The sequence below is a fragment of the Streptomyces sp. NPDC058674 genome (assembly GCF_042716505.1).
Classification (GTDB): domain Bacteria; phylum Actinomycetota; class Actinomycetes; order Streptomycetales; family Streptomycetaceae; genus Streptomyces.
Genome location: NZ_JBHXSC010000002.1, coordinates 183088 through 202644, shown reverse-complemented (window position 1 = coordinate 202644; position 19557 = coordinate 183088). Strand labels below are relative to the sequence as shown.

General features: G+C 73.1%; 17 protein-coding genes and 1 pseudogene. 13 read left to right on the top strand and 5 right to left on the bottom strand.

Going from position 1 to position 19557, the window contains the following annotated elements:
- The first annotated feature begins 202 nt into the window (after nucleotides 1-202).
- The 5 genes from ACFWU6_RS02205 (at nucleotide 203) to ACFWU6_RS02185 (ending at nucleotide 5562) form a co-directional block, all read left to right on the top strand.
- Nucleotides 203-1006 (top strand): ABC transporter permease, encoded by an 804-nt coding sequence (locus ACFWU6_RS02205; RefSeq protein ID WP_383802992.1) that lies wholly within the window; start codon nucleotides 203-205, stop codon nucleotides 1004-1006.
- Nucleotides 999-1874, top strand: coding sequence for an ABC transporter permease (locus ACFWU6_RS02200; protein WP_383977704.1), 876 nt, complete (start codon nucleotides 999-1001; stop codon nucleotides 1872-1874). The genes ACFWU6_RS02205 and ACFWU6_RS02200 overlap by 8 nt, the downstream gene beginning before the upstream one ends.
- 2 nt (nucleotides 1875-1876) lie before the next feature.
- A complete protein-coding gene (locus tag ACFWU6_RS02195) occupies nucleotides 1877-2854 on the top strand; it encodes an ATP-binding cassette domain-containing protein (RefSeq protein WP_383802923.1) in 978 nt (325 codons plus the stop codon).
- Between the two features lie 86 nt (nucleotides 2855-2940).
- Nucleotides 2941-3624 carry a DUF1707 domain-containing protein gene (locus ACFWU6_RS02190; RefSeq protein ID WP_383977701.1) on the top strand — a complete coding sequence of 228 codons (684 nt, stop codon included), beginning with the start codon at nucleotides 2941-2943 and terminating at the stop codon, nucleotides 3622-3624.
- 597 nt (nucleotides 3625-4221) lie between these two features.
- Complete coding sequence (locus ACFWU6_RS02185; RefSeq protein WP_383977698.1) at nucleotides 4222-5562, top strand: DUF445 domain-containing protein; 1341 nt, start codon at nucleotides 4222-4224, stop codon at nucleotides 5560-5562.
- A gap of 142 nt (nucleotides 5563-5704) precedes the next feature.
- Here ACFWU6_RS02185 and ACFWU6_RS02180 read toward each other — a convergent pair whose 3' ends face one another.
- Nucleotides 5705-6004, bottom strand: a complete 300-nt coding sequence (locus tag ACFWU6_RS02180; RefSeq protein ID WP_383802917.1) for a hypothetical protein — start codon at nucleotides 6002-6004, stop codon at nucleotides 5705-5707.
- Between the two features lie 50 nt (nucleotides 6005-6054).
- The gene (locus tag ACFWU6_RS02175) at nucleotides 6055-6234 is read right to left on the bottom strand and encodes a hypothetical protein (protein ID WP_383802915.1); all 180 of its coding nucleotides are present in this window, start codon (nucleotides 6232-6234) and stop codon (nucleotides 6055-6057) included.
- Between the two features lie 191 nt (nucleotides 6235-6425).
- Here ACFWU6_RS02175 and ACFWU6_RS02170 point away from each other — a divergent pair, with 191 nt between their 5' ends.
- Both ACFWU6_RS02170 and ACFWU6_RS02165 read left to right on the top strand, forming a co-directional pair.
- Nucleotides 6426-6962 (top strand): GNAT family N-acetyltransferase, encoded by a 537-nt coding sequence (locus tag ACFWU6_RS02170; RefSeq protein WP_383977695.1) that lies wholly within the window; start codon nucleotides 6426-6428, stop codon nucleotides 6960-6962.
- Between the two features lie 405 nt (nucleotides 6963-7367).
- Nucleotides 7368-8381 carry a hypothetical protein gene (locus ACFWU6_RS02165; protein ID WP_383977692.1) on the top strand — a complete coding sequence of 338 codons (1014 nt, stop codon included), beginning with the start codon at nucleotides 7368-7370 and terminating at the stop codon, nucleotides 8379-8381.
- A gap of 18 nt (nucleotides 8382-8399) precedes the next feature.
- Here ACFWU6_RS02165 and ACFWU6_RS02160 read toward each other — a convergent pair whose 3' ends face one another.
- The gene (locus ACFWU6_RS02160; RefSeq protein WP_383977689.1) at nucleotides 8400-11555 is read right to left on the bottom strand and encodes a DUF3427 domain-containing protein; all 3156 of its coding nucleotides are present in this window, start codon (nucleotides 11553-11555) and stop codon (nucleotides 8400-8402) included.
- A gap of 134 nt (nucleotides 11556-11689) precedes the next feature.
- Nucleotides 11690-12691, bottom strand: a complete 1002-nt coding sequence (locus ACFWU6_RS02155; protein ID WP_383977686.1) for an SEC-C domain-containing protein — start codon at nucleotides 12689-12691, stop codon at nucleotides 11690-11692.
- Between the two features lie 56 nt (nucleotides 12692-12747).
- On the opposite strand from ACFWU6_RS02155, the gene ACFWU6_RS02150 reads away from it, so the two are divergent.
- The 4 genes from ACFWU6_RS02150 (at nucleotide 12748) to ACFWU6_RS02135 (ending at nucleotide 16267) form a co-directional block, all read left to right on the top strand.
- Nucleotides 12748-13593: a class E sortase gene (locus tag ACFWU6_RS02150; protein ID WP_383977683.1), complete on the top strand. Its 846-nt coding sequence runs from the start codon at nucleotides 12748-12750 to the stop codon at nucleotides 13591-13593.
- Between the two features lie 390 nt (nucleotides 13594-13983).
- Entirely contained in the window at nucleotides 13984-14283 is a 300-nt protein-coding gene (locus ACFWU6_RS02145) for a DUF6412 domain-containing protein (RefSeq protein WP_383977734.1), read from the top strand.
- A gap of 137 nt (nucleotides 14284-14420) precedes the next feature.
- Entirely contained in the window at nucleotides 14421-15287 is an 867-nt protein-coding gene (locus ACFWU6_RS02140) for a hypothetical protein (protein ID WP_383977681.1), read from the top strand.
- Nucleotides 15288-15409: 122 nt separating this feature from the next.
- The gene (locus ACFWU6_RS02135; protein WP_383977678.1) at nucleotides 15410-16267 is read left to right on the top strand and encodes a fumarylacetoacetate hydrolase family protein; all 858 of its coding nucleotides are present in this window, start codon (nucleotides 15410-15412) and stop codon (nucleotides 16265-16267) included.
- Nucleotides 16268-16563: 296 nt separating this feature from the next.
- Here ACFWU6_RS02135 and ACFWU6_RS02130 read toward each other — a convergent pair whose 3' ends face one another.
- A complete protein-coding gene (locus ACFWU6_RS02130) occupies nucleotides 16564-17667 on the bottom strand; it encodes a Gfo/Idh/MocA family oxidoreductase (protein ID WP_383977675.1) in 1104 nt (367 codons plus the stop codon).
- 119 nt (nucleotides 17668-17786) lie between these two features.
- Here ACFWU6_RS02130 and ACFWU6_RS02125 point away from each other — a divergent pair.
- Nucleotides 17787-18404 (top strand): annotated as a pseudogene (locus ACFWU6_RS02125) (ROK family protein); the annotation flags it as partial.
- A gap of 111 nt (nucleotides 18405-18515) precedes the next feature.
- A complete protein-coding gene (locus tag ACFWU6_RS02120; protein WP_383977731.1) occupies nucleotides 18516-19379 on the top strand; it encodes an ROK family protein in 864 nt (287 codons plus the stop codon).
- The last annotated feature ends 178 nt before the right edge of the window (nucleotides 19380-19557 follow it).

Below are 19557 nucleotides of genomic sequence, written 5' to 3'. Positions count from 1 at the left end.
GGACCGGCGTAAATCGGTCGCGTGGCTCGCCCCTCCGCACTAAGCTCGCGCGCTTTGGCCGACGTAGGAACGACGTGGGAAACGGAGGGATACGGTGCGTCAGAGAGTGCTTCGGCCCAAGGGCGGGGCGGCACGTGAGTCGGCGCGCGGGACGGCACACGAGTCGGCACACCCGTGGGTGCGCGGGACGGTCCACCAGGCGCTGGGCCTCTACCTCGCGGTCGCCGCCGGGGGGTTCCGGCGCTACGCCACCTACGGGACGGCGACAGCGGCCGGGGTGTTCACCAACACCGTCTTCGGCTTCGTCGTCGCGTCCACGTACATCGCGCTGTGGGACGAGCGGCCCGGACTCGGCGGCTACGACCAGGCGCAGGCCCTGACCTTCGTATGGGTCAGCCAGTCGCTGCTCGCCGCCGCGGCGCTCATCGGGGGCGGGTTCCAGGAGGAGTTCCAGGAGCGCGTCCGCACCGGGGACGTCGCCGTCGACCTCTACCGTCCGGCGGACCTCCAGATGTGGTGGCTCGCGGCCGATCTGGGGCGGGCCGCCTTCCAGTTGGCGGGGCGCGGGGTGGTCCCGCTGGTCGCGGGGGCGCTCGTCTTCCGGCTGGCGCTGCCCACGGCTCCGGGTCGCTGGCTGCTGTTCCTGGTCTCCGTCCTCCTCGGACTGGTGGTGAGCTTCGCCCTGCGCTACCTGCTGGGGCTGGCCGCCTTCTGGCTGATGGACGGGGCCGGGATCAACCTGATGGCGACCGTGGTCATGATCTTCTTCTCCGGGATGCTGCTGCCGCTCACCGTTTTCCCGGGCGGCTTCGGCGACATCGTCCGGGCCCTGCCGTGGGCTGCGGTGCTCCAGGTCCCGATGGACGTGCTGCTCGGCAAGCACTCCGGGTCCGGGGCGGCGGCCGGCGCGCTGGCGTTCCAGGCCGGGTGGGCGTTCGTACTGCTGGGAGCGGGGCGGCTGCTGCAGTCGGCCGCGACGCGGAAGGTGGTGGTCCAGGGTGGCTGAGGCGGTACTGGGGCGGGAGCGGGGGGCGGGCCTCGCGGAGGTGGCGCCGCTTCGGCGCAACCGCGCCGTGGAGGGCGTGCGCGGCTACGGGCTGATCGTCGCGATGTGGATCCGGTCGACGATGACGTACCGGACGTCCTTCCTGCTCTCCGCCGTCGGGAACGCGGCGATCACGCTCCTCGACTTCGTCGCGATCTCCATCATGTTCTCGCACGTGGACGCCCTCGGCGGTTTCACCCTGCCCGAGGTCGCCCTGCTGTACGGGTCCTGCTCGGCCTCCCTGGGACTGGCGGACCTGGTCCTGGGCAACACCGACCGGATCGGCTCCCGCATCCGCGACGGTTCGCTCGACACCATGCTGGTGCGTCCGGTCCCGGTGCTCGCGCAGGTCGCGGCGGACCGCTTCGCGCTGCGCCGCGTCGGGCGGATCGTGCAGGGGGCGGGACTGCTGGCGTGGGCGGCCTCGGCGGTGGACGTGGAGTGGACCTTCGGCAAGGCGCTGCTGGTGCCCGTCATGGTCGTGGCCGGGGCGGCCATCTTCGGCGCGGTGATGGTGGCGGGGGCGGCGTTCCAGTTCCTGGCCGGGGACGCGGCGGAGGTGCAGAACTCCTTCACGTACGGCGGCTGCACGATGCTCCAGTACCCGCCGACCGTCTTCGCCAAGGACCTGCTGCGCGGGGTGACCTTCGTGGTCCCGCTGGCCTTCGTCAACTGGCTGCCCGCGCTGTACCTGCTGGGGCGGCCCGATCCGCTGGGGCTGCCGCAGTGGGCGGCGTTCGTGAGCCCGCTGGTGGCGTTCGCCGTGTTCCTGCCCGCGTCGCTGGCGTGGCGCGCGGGAGTCCGTTCGTACCGAAGCACGGGAAGTTAGGGGTGCCGGCCGTGGCCGATGCGCTGATCTCGCTGGACGGGGTCGAGAAGGTCTTTGACGTACGGCGCCGGGTGGGTCTGCTGCGCCGGGAGAAACGGCAGGTCAGGGCCGTGGACGGGCTGAGCTTCGAGGTGGCCCGGGGAGAGGTGGTCGGCTACATCGGGCCGAACGGCGCCGGGAAGTCGACCACGATCAAGATGCTGACCGGCATCCTGACCCCGAGCGGCGGCCGGCTGCGGGTCGCGGGCATCGACCCGGCGCGGGAGCGGATGCGGCTGGCGCACCGGATCGGGGTGGTCTTCGGGCAGCGCACCACGCTGTGGTGGGACCTGCCGCTGAAGGACTCGTACGGGCTGATGCGGCGGATGTACCGGATTCCGGCGGCCCGGTTCAAGGAGAACATGGAGCGCTGCGTGGACCGGCTGGACCTGGCCGAGCTGCTCGACGTACCGGTACGGCAGCTCTCGCTGGGGCAGCGGATGCGCGGGGACATCGCGGCGGCGCTGCTGCACGACCCGGACGTGCTGTACCTGGACGAGCCGACGATCGGGCTCGACGTGGTGAGCAAGGCGAAGGTGCGGGGGTTCCTGCGGCAGCTGAACGAGGAGCTGGGCACGACGGTGCTGCTGACCACGCACGACCTCCAGGACATCGAGCAGTTGTGCGAGCGGGTGATGGTGATCGACCACGGGCGGCTGATGTACGACGGGCGGCTGGACGGGCTGCACGCGGCGGGGTCGGCGGGGGAGAGCGAGCGGACGCTGGTGGTGGACCTGGAGCGGGAGTTCGCGCCGATCAGCGTGCCGGGTGCGCGGGTGGTGAAGGTGGACGGCCCGCGGCAGTGGCTGGCCTTCCCGGCGGGGGCGTCGGCGGCGCCGCTGGTGGCGGCGGTGGCCGCGCACTACCCGCTGGTGGACCTGTCGGTGCGGGAGCCGGACATCGAGGACGTGATCGCGCGGATGTACGCGGGTCGGGGTTGAGTCGGGGACGCATCAGGGACAAGCCCGGGGTGCGGGGCGGCCGCGGGCCGTATCTCTGCCGTGGATCGGTGCATAGGCTGGTCCGCATGAGTGACGAGCGGCCGGAGAAGCCGTTGCCGGAGCTGAGGGCGTCCGATGCCGACCGGGAGAGGGTGGTGGAGCGTCTGCGGGACGCCGTCGCCGAGGGCCGGCTCGACATGGAGGAATTCGAGGAGCGGCTGGACGCGGCGTACCGGTCCCGTACGTACGGGGAGCTGGAGCCGCTGACGCGCGACCTGCCGGGCGGGACGGGCGCGCCGGGCGGGCGTCCGGTGGCGGCCCCGGCGGGTCCCGGGGCGGTGCCGGGGTCGGGATCGGGCACGGCCTGGCCGGCGCGGATCGGTGGCACGGGGTCCTCCTCGACGGCGGTGGCCGTCATGTCGGGGTTCCAGCGCAAGGGGCGGTGGACGGTGCCGGCCCGGTTCCACGCGGTGGCGTTCTGGGGCGGCGGGGAGATCGACCTGCGCGAGGCGAACTTCGCGGAACGCGAGGTCGTGATCACCTGTGTGGCCGTCATGGGCGGCATCCAGATCACCGTCCCGCCGGGCGTGGAGGTCGACGTGCGCGGCGTCGGCGTCATGGGCGCCTTCGACCACCGCCCGACCTCGGCGGGGACGGACCCGGGCGCACCCCGGGTGGTGGTGACGGGCCTCGCCTTCTGGGGCGGTGTGGAGATCAAGGTCAAACCCCCGAAGGGCCTGGGAGGCGGCCGCCTCCGCAAGGAGCTGTAGGGCGGGGTGTGTCCTGAGGCGCCGGTGCCCGGGGCCGGGTCCGTTGCGGCGCTGGGCCGGTCCGGGGCGTGCCCGCGGCGCCGTTGCACGGGGCTCCGCCCGGACCCCGCACCCTGCGCCTCGATCGCCGGCGGGGCTGGTTCTGGCCGCCGGTCGGTGGGGCGGTGCCTCTCCGGAGGGATCTCCTCGGCTCGCGCACTGAGCCCCCGCTGCGAAAGCGAAGCCCGGATGCGCGCTCGTCCTGCGGGGACCCCTCCTGCGCGTCCCCACCCCACCGACCGGCGGCCAGAACCATTTGAGGTGCGGGGTTTGGGGCGGAGCCCCAGAAGGCCGGGCGCGGCCCGGGCTCCCGGTACGCAGCCGCGGCCCAGGCCCAGGCTCCGGGTACGCAGCCGCAGCCCGGGCTCCGGGTACGCAGCCGCAGCCCGGGCCTCGCCCGCGCAGCCGCGGCCCGGAGGCATCGTCGAGCCGCCCGCCGGGCAGACGCCCACCCACACCCTCGCGGGAGCGACATGGCGTGGCGGGAACTCCCCGTCCCTCCCGGGAGTCGGATGCTATGCAGACAAAACCGGCGCCCCCGGGGGAAGGCAGGACCACGTGGACAACCGAACCACCGCCGGAGGCTCCGGCACAGCGACAGCGACAGCGGCACCGCCGCCGCTACCCGCCCCCGGAGCCTTCGTGTTCAGCGCCGCGGACGAGGAGCGCCGGCGCGGCGTCCGCCGGATGAAGACCCTCGCGACCGGCCTGCTGCTCCTGGTCGCCCTGGTCTACGTGTTCGCCAAGTGGGCGCAGCACACCGGCGCCGGCCCCTGGGCCGGATACGTCGCCGCGGCGGCCGAGGCCGGCATGGTCGGCGCGCTCGCGGACTGGTTCGCGGTCACCGCCCTCTTCCGCCGGCCGCTGGGCCTGCCCATCCCGCACACCGCGATCATCCCGACCAAGAAGGACCAGCTCGGGGTCTCCCTGGGCGAGTTCGTCGGCGAGAACTTCCTCTCCTCCGACGTGGTCAAGACCCGCCTGAACGCCCTCGGCATCGGCGGCCGACTCGGTACCTGGCTCGCCGACCCCGCGCACGCCGACCGGGTCACGGAGGAGCTGGCCACCGCGCTGCGCGGGGCCCTGACCGTACTGCGCGACTCGGACGTGCAGGCGGTCGTGGGCGAGGCGATCACCCGGCGGGCCGAGACCGCGGAGATCGCGCCGGGCATGGGCAAGACCCTGGAGCGGGTCGTCTCGGACGGCGGACACCACCGGATCGTCGACTTGGTGTGCGCGCGGGCGCACGACTGGCTGGTCACGCACGGGGAGTCGGTGATGGACGCGGTCCAGGGCGGCGCGCCCGGCTGGACCCCGCGCTTCGTGGACCGCAAGATCGGCGACCGCGTCTACAAGGAACTGCTGCGCTTCGTCACGGAGATGCGGGACATGCCGGAGCACCCGGCGCGCGGGGCGGTCGACCGCTTCCTCACGGACTTCGCGGCCGACCTCCAGTCCGACACCGAGACCAGGGCGCGCGTCGAGCGGCTCAAGTCGGAGCTGCTGGCGCGGGACGAGGTGCAGGACGTGATCGCCTCCGCCTGGACCGCGGTCCGATCGATGATCATCTCGGCGGCAGAGGACGAGCAGAGCGCGCTGCGGCTGCGGGTCCGGTCCTCGCTGCTGACGCTGGGGGCCCGACTGGCCACCGACGGCCGGCTCCAGGACAAGGTGGAGGGCTGGATCGAGGGCGCGATGGTGTACGTGGTCACCACGTACCGCACCGAGATCACCTCGCTGATCACGGACACGGTGGCGGGCTGGGACGCCGAGCACACGTCCCGCAAGATCGAGGCCCACATCGGGCGCGACCTGCAGTTCATCCGCATCAACGGCACGGTGGTCGGCGCCTTGGCGGGCCTGCTGATCTACACGGTGTCGAGGGCCTTCGGGGCGTAGCGCGGGAGCCGGGCGGGGGTGGGGAGGAGCGGGCGGCGGCCGGGCCGACTGCCGGGCCGGCTGCCCGGGGGTCGGCCGCCGGGGGTCGGCTGCCCGGGCGGTGGCCGGGGCGACTGACCGGTCGGCAGCCCGCCCGCTCCCGTCAGCCGCGGTCGGCGACGGCCCAGGCGGCAGCGGCCACGACCCCCGCGGCGCCGAGGACGGCGGGCCAGGCCCCGACCTTCCTGGCGAGGGGGTGCGAGCCGGCGAAGCCGGCCAGGTACAGCGTCCCCAGCCCGGCCGCCGCGGGGACCCCGCCCCGCCGGTGCCACTCCCGTCCGGCCGCGAGGCCGGCGGCGGCGAGTACGACACCGCCCAGGGGCCGCTTCCCGGTCCACCGGGCGGTGGCGTACCCGCCGACCAGACCGGCTGCGGCAACGGCGGAACTCGGTACCCGAACCATCTCGAACTCCCTTGTCGTCTCGTCCCATGAGTCACACAACGAAGACGAGGCTAACGCGGCGGCCCCGCCCCGCGGCGGCCGCCCACCACGGCCACCAGCACGATCACGGCCCCGCCGACCACGGAGTCCGGGACCGCTTCCCGTGCCGCGCGCGGCAGCACCGCCAGCGCGCCCAGCGCGAGGAGGAGGGCGAGCGCGCACCGGCCGGCCGCCCGAAGCAGTCTGTCCACGGCTTCCACCGGTGCCCAACGCGGCCGCCCGGTTTCCCGACACGGAGAGCGGGGAGGGGATTTGTCGCACACTCGCCGGATCCGTGCGGTACCCGTCGTGGGAACGCGAAGCCCATAAATTCACTCTCCCAACCCAAATGGGCAAAATCCCCTCCCACCCGCGGAACCCCGACCTCAGGAGCCAGAACATCGTGATCTGCTACGGACAGGCCGTCCTCGACCTCGCGGACGAGCTGGTCGACGTCTATGCGGACGTCTTCTCCGGCCCGCCGTGGAACGAGGATGAAGAAACCATTCGCCAATTCGAGGCCCGCCTCACCACCGACGCCCGGCGCCGTGGTTTCCGTACCGCGCTGGCCCAGTCCGCGACCGGCATCGAGGGCTTCGCCACGGGCTGGATCACCCCGGCGGCCTTCCCCAAGAACCGCGCGTACTCCCAGGTCGCGGCGCAGCTCGGCCCGGCCCGGGTGAAGGAGCTCCTGAGCGGCGCGCTGGAGATAGACGAGCTCGCCGTACGCCCCCACGCGCGCGGCCGCGGCACCGGACGCGACCTGCTCACCGAGATCACCGCCGACGCCCCGGACGGACGGGCCTGGCTGCTGACCTCCCGCCTCGCCACCGACACGGTGGCGACCTACCGCCGCCTGGGCTGGCACGAGGTCGCGGCGCGGCCCGGCACGGAGACGGGAGTGATCGTCTTCCTGTCCCCGGAACACCCGGGCCGCTGACGCCGCCACGCGCCCCCCGCGGCCGGTACCCACCCGCCACCCCTGACGGCGGTACGCGCCCCCCGCGGCCGGTACCCACCCGCCACCCCTGACGGCGGTACGCGGCCCCCGGGGCCGGGATATACCCGCACCCTCGCTGACGGTGGCCGCGGCCCGTGCGGCCGGGCGTACCCGCCACCCTTGACGCTGGTGCGCGGCTCCCGCGGCCGGCCGTACGCGGCATCCCTGACGCGGTACGCGGTCCCCTGCGGCCGGTCGTTCCCGCTTCCCTGATGCGGGTACGCGGTCCCCGCGGCGGGTAGTGCCGCCACCACTCGGGGCGGCGGTTCGCGCCTCCCGGGGCCGGGGTGTACCCGCCACCCCCGACGGCGGTACGCGGCTCCCACGGCAGGGCATACCCGACGCATGATCACTACGCAGCGTCACCATCCGCGGGCAGCCCGCCGCCAGCTCAACCTGGCCACGCGCCACCAGCTCACCGCCGCCGGCGTCCCCGCCGGCACGATCACCTCCCGCACCCGCCCCGGCGGCCCCTGGCAACGGCTGCTGCCCAGGGTCTACCTCCTCCAGACCGGCCCCCCGGACCAGCGCCAGCGCGCCCTCTCCGCCGTCCTGTACGCCGCCGCGCCCACCGCGGACCCCCTGACCGGCGACACGGCCGCCCTGACCGGCGGCGCCGCCCTTGGCCTCCTCGGCATCCGCGAAGCCCCGTACGGCCCGGCCAGCCCCCTGGACGTACTGATCCGAGCCCCGCGCCGGCTCGCCGCCACCCCCGAGGTCCGCCCCCTCGCCACCTCGCGGTGGCCCCGTACCATCACGGTCTCCGGCATCCCCAGCACCCGGCCGGTCCGGGCGGCGGCCGATTTCGCCGCCCGCGCCGAACACCCCGACCGGATCCGTTCGGTGCTGGCCCAGGTGGTGCAGGCCGGCTGGTGCCACCCGCACGACCTGCACGCCGAACTGCGCGCCTCCCGACTCCTGGGCCGCCCCGCGATCCGCGCGGCGGCGGCGGAGCTGCTCGCCGGAGTCCGCTCGATCGCCGAGGGCCGGGCCCGCGACACCCTCACGGCGACGGACCTCCCGACCCCGCTGTGGAACGCCCGCCTCTACACCCCGGACGGCGCCTTCCTGGCGAGCCCGGACGCCTACTGGCCCGACGAGGGCGTGGCCCTGGAGATCGACTCGGCGGAGTACCACTACACCCGCGACGCCTGGCACGCCACGCTCCGCCGCCGCCTGCGCCTGGAGTCCCACGGAATCCTGGTGGTCAGCGCGACCCCGTCGATGCTCCGCGACACCCCGACGGAAGTCCTGGCGGCCCTCCGCGCCCTCCTGACCCTGACGACCCCCCGCCCCACACCACCCACGGCCCAAGCCCGCGGCCACCAACAACTCCCGCTGTTCCGAGGGGCGGGATGAGCCCCGCAGACCTGCTGGCTAGCCCGTGACGGCGGAGTAGGACCTGACGTCCGCGGGGATCTCGTGGCGGAGTTTCCACTCGATGCCCATGGGTTTGCTCCCCTCATGGCGCACGTACTCCGCAGGCCCGAGCAACATCCAAGCCTGCGGACCGCCGATGTCAGTCGTCTTGAACCGGCGGACGAACAGCAAGACGTGCGATCCCCTCTCCATGTGAGTCTGGTACCGCACTCCGGTGGGGGAGGTTTCGGAGGTGGCGTTCTGCGACTCCCAGTGAAACTGGAACTCACCCATCGCGTAGTCCTTGTACTGGGTTTGCGGAGAAAAGTCCTTGGCGTTCTTCTCCAGTGTGATGAAGAGGGCGTCGGTCCGGATGCCCTCGCACCACCTGACCCCTTCGTGGAAGTTCTGCGGTAGGAAGCCTCCGAGCGCGGACTGTCCCAGGGCCGGAAGGATCTCTTCTCGGCTGTACGACGCGTGAACGGTCAACGGCAGCGCCGCAAGGTCGCCCGTGAGCGGAAGGGGAACGTGTTCGGTCCGATCCAGGTTGTGGGCGAGTACCTGACGCAGCTCATCGCGAAAGGCGCGCTGCGAGCGAAGGAAGTCGATTCCCTCCTGGTAGTTCCTGAATTTGCCACCGAGCGGCCAAATCGAGAAGAAGAACATGCGGGCGTACGCCTTCATCTGCTCATCGAGCTCGTCGTAGGCGGGTGATTTAGCGGCGATGAGAGCTGAGTAAGCGTGGACACGGTCAGGATCATCCACGTGGAGGAAGGCCGGCATGCGCTTGAGGAGTGCTTCTTCGCCGGTGGGAACGGGACTGGTGAGGAGCTTCGCCCGACGGAGGAGGCCCGTCCAGGAGTTGCCGTTGCCCCGGTACAGCGCATTGATCCGGCGACCGCTCTCCGCGAGGTACGTCGAGAGATCGGTCGTGGCGTAGGCCGCGACCTCCTTGCTGAGCTGGGCGACGTTGACGTTGATCTGGTTCCGGATGTTTTCGATGATCAGGTCCTTGGCCTTGGGTTCAAGGACGATCTGACAACCGGACGGCAGCTGGGGGAAGCCGTTCTCCACGCTGTTGAGGAGGCGGTTACGCGTCAGGTTGGTCAGAGCGCGGAACTGCTCCTCGAATCGGAACTCCTTGCGGTGCTGACCGATGAAGTCGAGCACGGTCAGGACCGACTTGTTTTCGCTGCGCCGCAGGCCGCGCCCCAGTTGCTGGAGGAACACGGTGGCGCTGGACGTCGGGCGCAGGAGCAGCAGGGTATCGACGTCGGGAAGGTCGAGTCCCTCGTTGAAGAGGTCGACGGAGAAAAGGACATTGAGGTCGCCGGCCTTCAGCGAGTCGAGTGCTGCCTTGCGCTCGGCACGGGGTGTTTCGCCCGACAGCGCGGTGGCGCGGAAGCCCGCACGGTTGAAGAAGTCGGCCATGAAGTGGGCGTGGGCGACGGAGACACAGAAGCCGAGCGCACGCATCGTCTCCGGTGCGCTGAGCTTTTCTTGCAGTGCGCGGACGACGAGCCTGGCCCTTGCGTCGTTTCCGGTGAAGAGCGTGCTGAGGGCAGCGGAATCATATGCGCCGCGCTTCCAGGCGATGGCGCTCATATCCGTGTTGTCGGTGATGCCGAAGTAGTGGAACGGGCAGAGCAGGTCTGCCTCAAGGGCCTCCCATAGTCGCATCTCCGCTGCGATGCGTCCGTCGAAGAACTCATCCTGGATGTTGAGGCCGTCCATTCGCTCGGGTGTAGCGGTGAGCCCGAGCAACTCCTTGGGGGTGAAATGGTTCAGTACCTTTCGGTACGTGGGTGAGGTGCCGTGGTGGAACTCGTCGAAGACGACGACGTCGAAGTGGTCGGCGGGGAACTCGTCCAGCCTCTTTTGGTTCAGTGATTGAACACTGGCGAATACGGAATCCCATTTCTTCGGTATCTCGCCGTCACACAAGAGCTCACCGAAGTTCGGATCGATCAGCACGTCCTGATAGGTACGCAAGGACTGTTCGAGGATCTCCTTGCGGTGGGCGATGAACAGCAGGCGCAGCGTGCGACCCAGCGTGTGCTGGAGTTGCTTGAAGTCGAGTGCCGCCATCACGGTCTTGCCGGTGCCGGTCGCAGCGACCAGGAGGTTCGCGTGGCGGTCGTGCACCATACGTTCGACTTCGAGGTGCTCCAACATGTCCCGTTGGTGAGGGAAGGGTCGTACCTCCAGCCCGGAGAGGCTGATGATGCGTGCGGCGTTCTGGTCCCTTCCCGAGCCGCTGGCGATCCGGAGCGCTTCGTCCAGTCGGTCGGCGTCCACGTCCGGGTCGTACGCCTCGAAGGACCGCTCGTTCCAGTAGGAGTCGAAGGTGGCTTCGAATTTTCGCAGCACGTCCGGGGTCGCAATGCCGGACAGTCGGACGTTCCATTCCAGCCCATCGAGGAGCGCTGCCTTGGAGAGGTTGGAACTGCCGACGTACGCGGTGTCGAACCGCGAGTGGCGGCGGAAGAGCCAAGCCTTGGCGTGGAGGCGGGTCGAGCGGAGCTCGTAGTTCACCTTCACTTCCGCATGGAACTCGCGGACGAGGCGGTCCAGGGCTTTGCGCTCCGTGGCCCCGATGTAGGTCGTGGTGATGACGCGGATGGGAACACCACGTTCAGCCGCGGCTTTGAGCGGCTGCTCCAGTACGCGTAGCCCGGTCCATTTCACAAAGGCACACAGCAGGTCGATGCGGTCGGCCGTTGCCAACTCGGCACGCAGTTCGTAGCCCAGGCTCGGATCGTCATGTGAGTTGGTGATGAGTGCCGTCTCCGACAGGGGAGTCGACGGCCGGACGGTGTACGTCTCGGACGCGCCGTGTCCGGATACGGCGAGCAGCTGGCGGGGACCATCGACAAGAGGGGCTGCCCATTCCCTGGCCGCTCCGATTCCCTCAAGGGTGGACAGGGAGCGGAGGATTTCATTGGCGGCTCGGACCTGATCGGTGGCTGGCAGCTTCTTCAGGGCTTCGCCGACTGCGCGGGAGATGTGCCGGGTCAAGACGTGCTGGGTGGATTCTCCGCTGACTTGATCGGCTATGACGACGCCGCCTGCGGCGATGAGCTCCTGGAGTTTTTCCTCGAGTCCGCTGGTGATCAGCGTCTCGTGCAGTCCCGTGACGGGCTTCGAGGCGTGCGAGCGGGAACCAGACGTCACGGAATCTCCTCAGGACTTGATCGTTGCTGCCCTTGTATCAGGCACAACTGACGCCGTCTGCCGCATTTTGACGCGACAGGGTCCGAGCAGAGTTAACGATGGCCGATGATCGACCAGGTGACGGCTGGTTCCCGTCATTCCTTGGTGCCGTGGCACTCCGAGTACGGCTTGCCCGACGTGCACCAGCAGGGTTCCGTCGGGCTCGGGGGCCAGCGCGTCGCCTTGCCGCGGGCCGCCAGGGTCGTGGCGTACTCCGCCAGGAGGGACGGGGACGCCGGGGAGGTCTTCTCCGACGCCGCGAAGGCCTCGTAGGACGGGACGCTCGCCGTGACGATGCCGAGGTTCGTGGTGCCCGAGGCGGCGAGGGCGCGGAGGGAGGCCTCGGTGCGGGCCAGGTGGGTCTCGTGCGAGGGGTACTCCGCGGCCAGCGTCGGGTAGCTGGTCAGGAGCTCGGCCAGCTCGCGCTGGGGCCAGTGCAGGATCGCCACCGGGAACGGGCGCGAGAGCGCGGCGCGGCGGTCGCCCAGTTCGGCGCGGAGGCGGGCGATCTCGGCCCGCAGCTCCGCCGGGTCGTCGGAACCCAGGGCCCAGATGCGCTTCGGGTCGTGGAGTTCGTCGAGGGGGATCGGGCCGATGTGGCGGGTGTCGGCGACCATGTCCCAGTCGTCGTGCGGCAGGCCCAGGAGGCGGCGGACGCGGTGGCGGCCGGTGAGCAGCGCGGTGGTGGCCGGGGTGAGGGGGGCGTCCTCGGTGATGAGGAGCGCGGCGGCCTCGGTGAAGCAGTCGTGCGAGGCCTCCAGCTCGTCGTGGGTCTCCAGGGCCTCCGCGATCACCTCCCAGGGCGCCGCTTCGAGCGGGGCCGCCGCGCGGATGCCGGAGATCAGGGCGCGGGCCTCCGCCTCGTGGCCGTACTCCCAGAGGTTGGCCGCCTGGAGCGCCTTGATCAGGTGGGGGTCGGCGGGTGAGGCCGACAGGAGTTGGTCGTACAGGGCGCTCGCCCGGTCGCGTGCGTCGGCCAGTTCGAGGTGGGCCGCGGCCTGGAGGAGCAACGGCTCCTGGTCCTCGGGGTAGCGGGTCGCCGTGCGGATGAGGCGCTCGGCTTCGGCGATGTGCTCGGCAGGCGTGTCGGGGCGCATGGTTCACACCGTACTGCCGCTGGTCAGTTGACGGGGCAGGACTTAGGGTGCCGCCCGTGCGAGATCACATACCGGTGGTGGTGCAGGGGCGCGGCCGGCGGGCGCCGCGGGTCGTGTTCGCGTGGGCGCTGTGGGCGTGCGGCGAGGTGATGACCACCGTGGGGGTGGTGGTGGCGTTGCTGGTGGTGCACCAGGTGTGGTGGACCAACCGGCAGGCCCACGCCTCCGCGCAGCAGCGGGTGCGGGCCCTGGAGCGCGCGTGGGAGCAGCCGGCGGATGCGGCGCCGGACGGCGCGGCGCCCGTCGAGCCGGGCGGCTCCGGAGCGCAGCCGGGTGGCGAGGCCGGCGGGGAGCCCGCGCCCGAGGCCGGGCCGGACGGTTCCGCGGCGCCCGGCGGCCCCGGCGTACCGTCCGTGCCCGCCCGCACCCCCGCCCCCGCTGCGGGGACTGCGGCCGGCGGCGCGGCGTACGCCGTGCTGCGCATCCCGCGCCTACGCCTCTCCGTGCCCGTCGCCCGCGGCGTCGACAAGCGGAGCGTGCTCGACAAGGGGTACGCCGGCCAGTACCCCGGGACGGCCCCGCCCGGCGCCCGGGGGAACTTCGCGCTCGCGGGGCACCGCAACACCCACGGCGAGCCGTTCCGGTACATCAACCGGCTGCGGGCGGGGGACGAGCTGATCGTCGACGTCCGGGGGCGCCGGTACACCTACGTGGTCGGCCAGGTCCTCGGGGAGACCACCGAGAGGGACACCGGGGTGATCGCGCCGGTGCCGCGGAGCGCGGTCAAGCCCTCCTACGGGTACGGCGTGCCGGCCGCGTACATCACGCTGACCACCTGCACCCCCGAATACAGCTCCAGGTACCGGCTGGTGGTGTGGGGGACGCTCGCGTCGACGGCCTGAGGGCCGTCCCGCCCGGGGGGCGACGGGACAGCCCTGAGGCGGGGCGGCGCGGCCGAACCGGGTGAAGCGTCCGCAGCCGGGACGGCTCGCCACCGCGGGGATGGCGGCCCTCGCCGTGAACCCGGCGGTTGCGTTGGCGGTCTGCCGTTCCGGGCCGCGGGGGAGGGCCGACCGGTGCCCGGACGAGGAGGTGCCGGGCCCGCTATCCACAACAGGGGCGTGAGCGCGGCCGGTTGTCGGCGGGCGCGGTTAGTATCGTTCAGGTAGCCGGTCTCGTACGGGAGTTCGTGCGCGGGAGGGGAAGGGGTGGTCTGCGTGGTTCGGCAACGAAGCGGCGTCCGCCCGCCGCTGTCCTTCCTCGGCCGCTCCGCCCGGCGGGCGTCCGCGGTACTGCCGGCGCCGGCCCTGTTCCGCGCCCTGTCCCTGGTCCTGCTCGGCGGGGTCCTCACGCTGTTCGCCGGGGAGAGCGGCCTGGGCACCGTGGTGATCGCACTCGCGGCCACCGTCGCGCTGGGAGTCGAGGCCCTGGCGGCCGCCGCACGGCTCGTGCGGCCCGTGCCGCCGCACCGCATACGCACCGCGATCCGTGATCGCGAGCAGCGCACGGCGTTCCTGCCGCAGCGCGATCCCGACGCCTCCGGCCGCTCGCGGCCCCGGGCACCCGGCCGTCCCCTTCCGACGGCCGCGTAGGGGCGCGCAGTACTCCTCGCCTTCTGCTGACTGAACACTGCTGTCGCCCCTCGCGGGTCGTCACGCCGAAATGCAGCCCTGCATCCCGCATCGCTGCACCGTTTTCGACGTTCGACGAGACCCCTCGGAGGGCCCGCGTGTCCGTTTTCACTCATCTCGTTGCCCAGTTGGGCGGGCTCCTGGAGCCGGTGCTGGCCGAATCCGCGACCGCTGCCGCGATCGTGCTGTTCACCGTTCTCGTCCGGCTGGCCCTGCACCCGCTGAGCCGGGCTGCGTTCCGCGGGGCCACCCCGGCGGCGGGGTGCCTGCCGGTGCTGCTCCAGCTCCCGGTGTTCTTCGTGATGTACCAGGCGTTCTCCTCGGCGGAGGTGGGCGGGGCAGCCAACGAGCTGCTCGGGCACCGGTTGTTCGCGGCGCCGCTGGGCGCCCGGTGGACCGGGGCGCTGGAGGAGGGCGGCTTCCTCGGGGCGCAGGGGATGGTCTTCCTCGGGCTGTTCGCCTCGATCGCGGTGGTCGCCGCGTGGAGCGCGGTGCGGGGGCGCCGGGCGGCCGCCGCGGCTTCCGAAGCCGCCGCGGCCACCGGCGGGGCGGGCGCAGGCGGGGCGGCCGCAGGCGGGGCGGGCGCAGGCGGGGTGGGCGCCGACCGCTCGGCCGGGTCGAGGTCCCGGGGTGCGGCCGGGTCGCGGTCCGGGGGGCCGGCGGGGGTGCGGTCCGGGGGTGCGGCCGGGTCGCGGTCCGGGGGGCCGGCCGGGGCGCGGGGCAAGGCGGCCGCCGGTCTGCCGGCCCAGATGAGCGCCGAGCAGCAGGAGGTCATGCGCAAGCTGGGCGGCGTACTGCCGCTGCTCTCCTTCGGGACGCTGATCACGGCCGCCGTGGTGCCGCTGGCCGCCGGGCTCTACCTGGTGACGACCACCGCGTGGACGGTGGCGGAGCGGGCCTGGCTCCAGTACCGCAAGGACCGGACGGAGCGGGAGACCGGCGGAGCCGTGCGTTCCAGTCTGTGAACGGGGTCTTGCGGATTGGGTCGACTTCTTGGAGGATCAGCCAATCCTCCGATGGCCGCAACCCATCGGCCGGCCCGGGGGCTCCCCCTGGGCCGACCACCCTCGACCACGGGAGAATGCCCATGAAGCTGCTGCGTGTCGGACCGGTCGGGTCGGAGCGCCCCGCGCTGCTCGACCGGGACGGGACCCTGCGGGACCTGTCCGGCCTGATCACGGATGTGGACGGCGGCCTGCTCGCCGACGACTCCGCGCTGTCCCGGGTACGGGACGCGGCCGCGTCCGGCGGACTTCCGGTCCTGAACGCCGAAGGGCTGCGCATCGGCGCGCCGGTCGGCCGGGTGGGCAAGGTCGTGGGCATCGGCCTGAACTACTTCGGGCACGCGGCCGAGGTCGGCGCGGAGCCGCCGGCCGAGCCGATCCTGTTCCTGAAGGCCCCCGACACCGTGGGCGGCCCCGACGACACCGTGCTGATCCCGCGCGGCAGCGTGAAGACCGACTGGGAGGCCGAGCTCGGCGTCGTCATCGGCGCCACCGCCCGCTACCTGGCCTCCGCCGAAGAGGGTCTCGCGCACGTCGGCGGCTACGTGCTGGTCAACGACGTCTCCGAGCGCGAGTTCCAGATCGAGCGCGGCGGCACCTGGGACAAGGGCAAGAACTGCGAGACCTTCACCCCGGTCGGCCCCTGGCTGCTCACGGCCGACGAGGTCCCGGACCCGCAGCTGCTGGACGTGAAGCTGTGGGTGAACGGCGAGCTCAGGCAGGACGGCAACACCGCGGACCAGATCTTCCCGGTCGGCGAGGTCGTGCGGTACCTGAGCCAGTTCATGACCCTGTACCCCGGCGACCTCATCGTCACCGGTACTCCGGCGGGCGTGGCCATGGGGCAGCCCGAGCCGAAGCCGTACCTGCGGGCCGGAGACGTCGTGGAGCTGGAGATCGAGGGTCTGGGCCGCCAGCGCCAGGAGTTCAAGAGCGCGTAGTCAGCACCGGTGCCGGGACACCCGGCCCGGGACGCCCGGCCCGGGACGCCCGGCCCGGGACGCCCGGCCCGGGACGCCCGGCCCGGGACACCGGGCGCTGGCGTCGGGTGCCGGGCGCCGGACATCGGGCGCCGGACACCGGGTGCCGGGGAAGGTGCGGGAGCGGGAGCGGGCCGCCGATGGTGGACCCGCACCCGCCGCACGGCGACGCGCCCCCGCACCCGCCGCACGGCGACGCGCCGCCGCGCCCGGCCGAGCGGCGCCGTGTCGCGCCGACCGGGCGGCCGGGGTGTCCGTCAGCCCGCGGCGGGGAGCTCCACGGTCACGCCCTCCCGCGACGAGGTCCGCGCGGCCTCCAGGACGTCCAGGCAGTGCGCGGCCTCGTACGCCGTGACCGGGGCGGGACCGCCCTCGCGCAGCGCGGCGGCCACCGCCGCGTAGTACGCCGGGTAGTCCCCGGGCACCGTCGGCACCGGGGTCCCGCCGCCGGTCAGCGGGGACTCGCCGCAACCGAGCCGGCCCCAGAGGTGCTCCGGCTCCTCGCCCCACGGGGCGTCCGACCCGGGCCGTAGCCCCTCGCGCAGGGCGCCCTCCTGGGGGTCCAGCCCGTACTTGACGTAGCCGGCCCGGGAGCCCAGGACGCGCATCCGCGGCCCCAGCTGCGCGGTGGTCGCGCTGACGTACAGGTGGGAGCGGACGCCGCTCGCGTGGGTGAGGGCGATGAAGGTGTCGTCGTCCGTCGCGGCGCCCGGGCGGCGGGCGTCGGCTTCCGCGTAGACCCGTACCGCCGGGCCGAACAGCACCAGCGCCTGGTCCACGACGTGGCTGCCGAGGTCGTACAGCAGGCCGCCGATCTCCTCCGGGGCGCCCGACTCGCGCCAGCCGCCCTTGAGCTGCGGGCGCCAGCGCTCGTACCGGGACTCGAAGCGCTGGATCTCGCCGAGTTCGCCGTCCTCGACGAGGCGGCGCACGGTGAGGAAGTCGTTGTCCCAGCGGCGGTTCTGGAAGACGGACAGGAAGGTGCCGGTCCGCTCGGCCAGTTCGCCCAGCGCGCGGGCCTCGGCGGCGGTCGCGGCGAGCGGCTTGTCGACGACGACCGGGACGCCGGCGGTGAGGGCGGCGGTGGCGAGCGGGACGTGCGTCTTGTTGGGGGAGGCGACCACGACGAGGTCGAGGGCGGGGGCCTCCCCGAGCTCCCACAGCGCGTCGGCGGAGTCGACGGTCCGCACGTCCGGGTAGGCCTCGCGGACCTGCGCCTGCCGCTCGGGATCGGAGGTGACGACCGTGTCGAGGACGAGCCCGTCGGTGGCGGTCACGAGGGGCGCGTGGAAGACGGAACCGGCGAGGCCGTAGCCGATGAGGCCGACGCGGAGGGGGCTGGTGGGGGCGGTGGCGTTCATGAACTCCACTTTGGCAACACTGTTGTCAAAGTGCAAGGAAGGTGGACAATGAGCAGGTGAACAGGGGCATCGGGGACGGCGGCGAGCGGGGTGGGCGCGGCGAGCGGGATGGGCGCGGCGTGCGCGGCGGGCGCGGAGGGGCGAATCTGCCGGCGCTGCGCGGGCACAATGAGGCGCTGCTGCTGGACCTGCTGCGCGCCGCCGGACCGGCCGGACTGGGCCGCTCCGAGCTCGCCGCCCGTACGGGGCTCACCCCGCAGGCCGTCAGCAAGATCACGGCGCGGCTCGGCGCGGAGGGGCTGCTCGCCGAGGCCGGCCGCGCCGCGTCCACCGGCGGCAAACCGCGGACCCTGCTCCGGCTGGCCCCGCAGGCCCGCCACTCGGTGGGCGTGCACCTGGACCGCGACGAACTCCGGGCGGTACGGGTCGACCTGGCGGGCCGGGTGCTCGCCGAGACCGGCGGCCCGCTGGACTTCGCGGCGGGCCCCGAGGCGGCGGTGGAGGCGGTCGTACGGGCGGTCGCGCGGGTCGCGGACCCGGCCGGGCCGCCGCTCCTGGGGGTCGGCGTGGCCGCGCCGGGGCCGCTCGACCACCGGACCGGGGTGATGGGCCGGGTGACGGGGTTCCCGGGGTGGGAGGGTTTCGCGCTGCGGGAGGTGCTGGAGGAGCGGCTGGGCCGGCCCGTGCTCCTGGACAAGGACACCAACGCCGGTGCGGCCGCGACCGCAACCCCTGGCCCCGCCACATCCCATGGCCCCGCAACCCCTGGCCCCGCGACGCCCCGCGGCCCCGCGACGCCCGCCGATACCGCGACGCCCCGCGGCCCTGCGACATCCCCTGGCCCCGCGATGCCCCGCGGCCCCGCGACGCCTGCCGATGCCGCGACGCCCCGCGGCCCTGCGACATCCCCGGGCCCCGCGATGCCCCGCGGCCCCGCGACGCCTGCCGATGCCGCGACGCCCGCCGGCCTCCCGATGCCGGCCGGCCCCCCTATGCCCGCTGGGTCCCTTGCGTCCGCCGGACCGGGCGGGGCCAGCGGGCTGTCCGGACCCCCGGTGCCTCCCGGGCTGCTGGGGCCTCCCGGGCCGCCGGTGCCCCCCGGGCCGCCGGTGCCTCCCGGACCTTCCGGGCCTCCCGGACCCTCCGGGCCTCCCGGACCCTCCGGACCCTCCGGACCCTCCGGACCCTCCGGACCCTCCGGACCCTCCGGAATCTGCGGGACCGCCGGGACCCCGGAGGTGCCCGGGACTCCGGACGCGTCCGGGGTCCCGGAGACCTCCGTGTACCTGCACGTCGGTACCGGGCTCGGTGCCGGGCTGCTGTTGGGCGGACGGCTCCACAGGGGGTCACGCTCGGCGGCGGGGGAGTTCGGCCACCAGGTGCTCATGCTGGACGGCCCGCCGTGCCGTTGCGGGGCTCGGGGCTGTGCGGAGGTGCTCTGCATGGCTGCGGTGGCCCGCGGCGACCTCCCCGAGGCAGCGAGGATTCTGGGCCAGGCCGCGGCCAACCTGGTCGCACTGCTGGACGTGGACCACGTCCACCTCGGCGGCCGGGTGGTGACGGCGGCCCCGGCGGTCTTCACGACCGGGGTCCGCGCCGTTCTCTCGGCCCGAGCCCTGACCCCGCGAGCACCCACGGTCTCCCTGGCCCCGAGGGGCGTGGCCGAGGGGGCGGCCGAACTGGTCCTGTCCCCCCTGTTCGGCCACGGCTGACCCCCTCGGCCCGGTCCCGTGGCGGCGGCCCGCTGCACCCAGCCGCCCGGCCGCCCCCGCCCCCGCCCCGAACCGGCTCCGGCAGCGGGTCAGTGGCTTCGTGGCTCAGTGGTACCGGCGGGCGTGGGGCGGGGTCGCTTGACCTGGTCCGCCATCCGGGCGTAAACCGGAACGACTC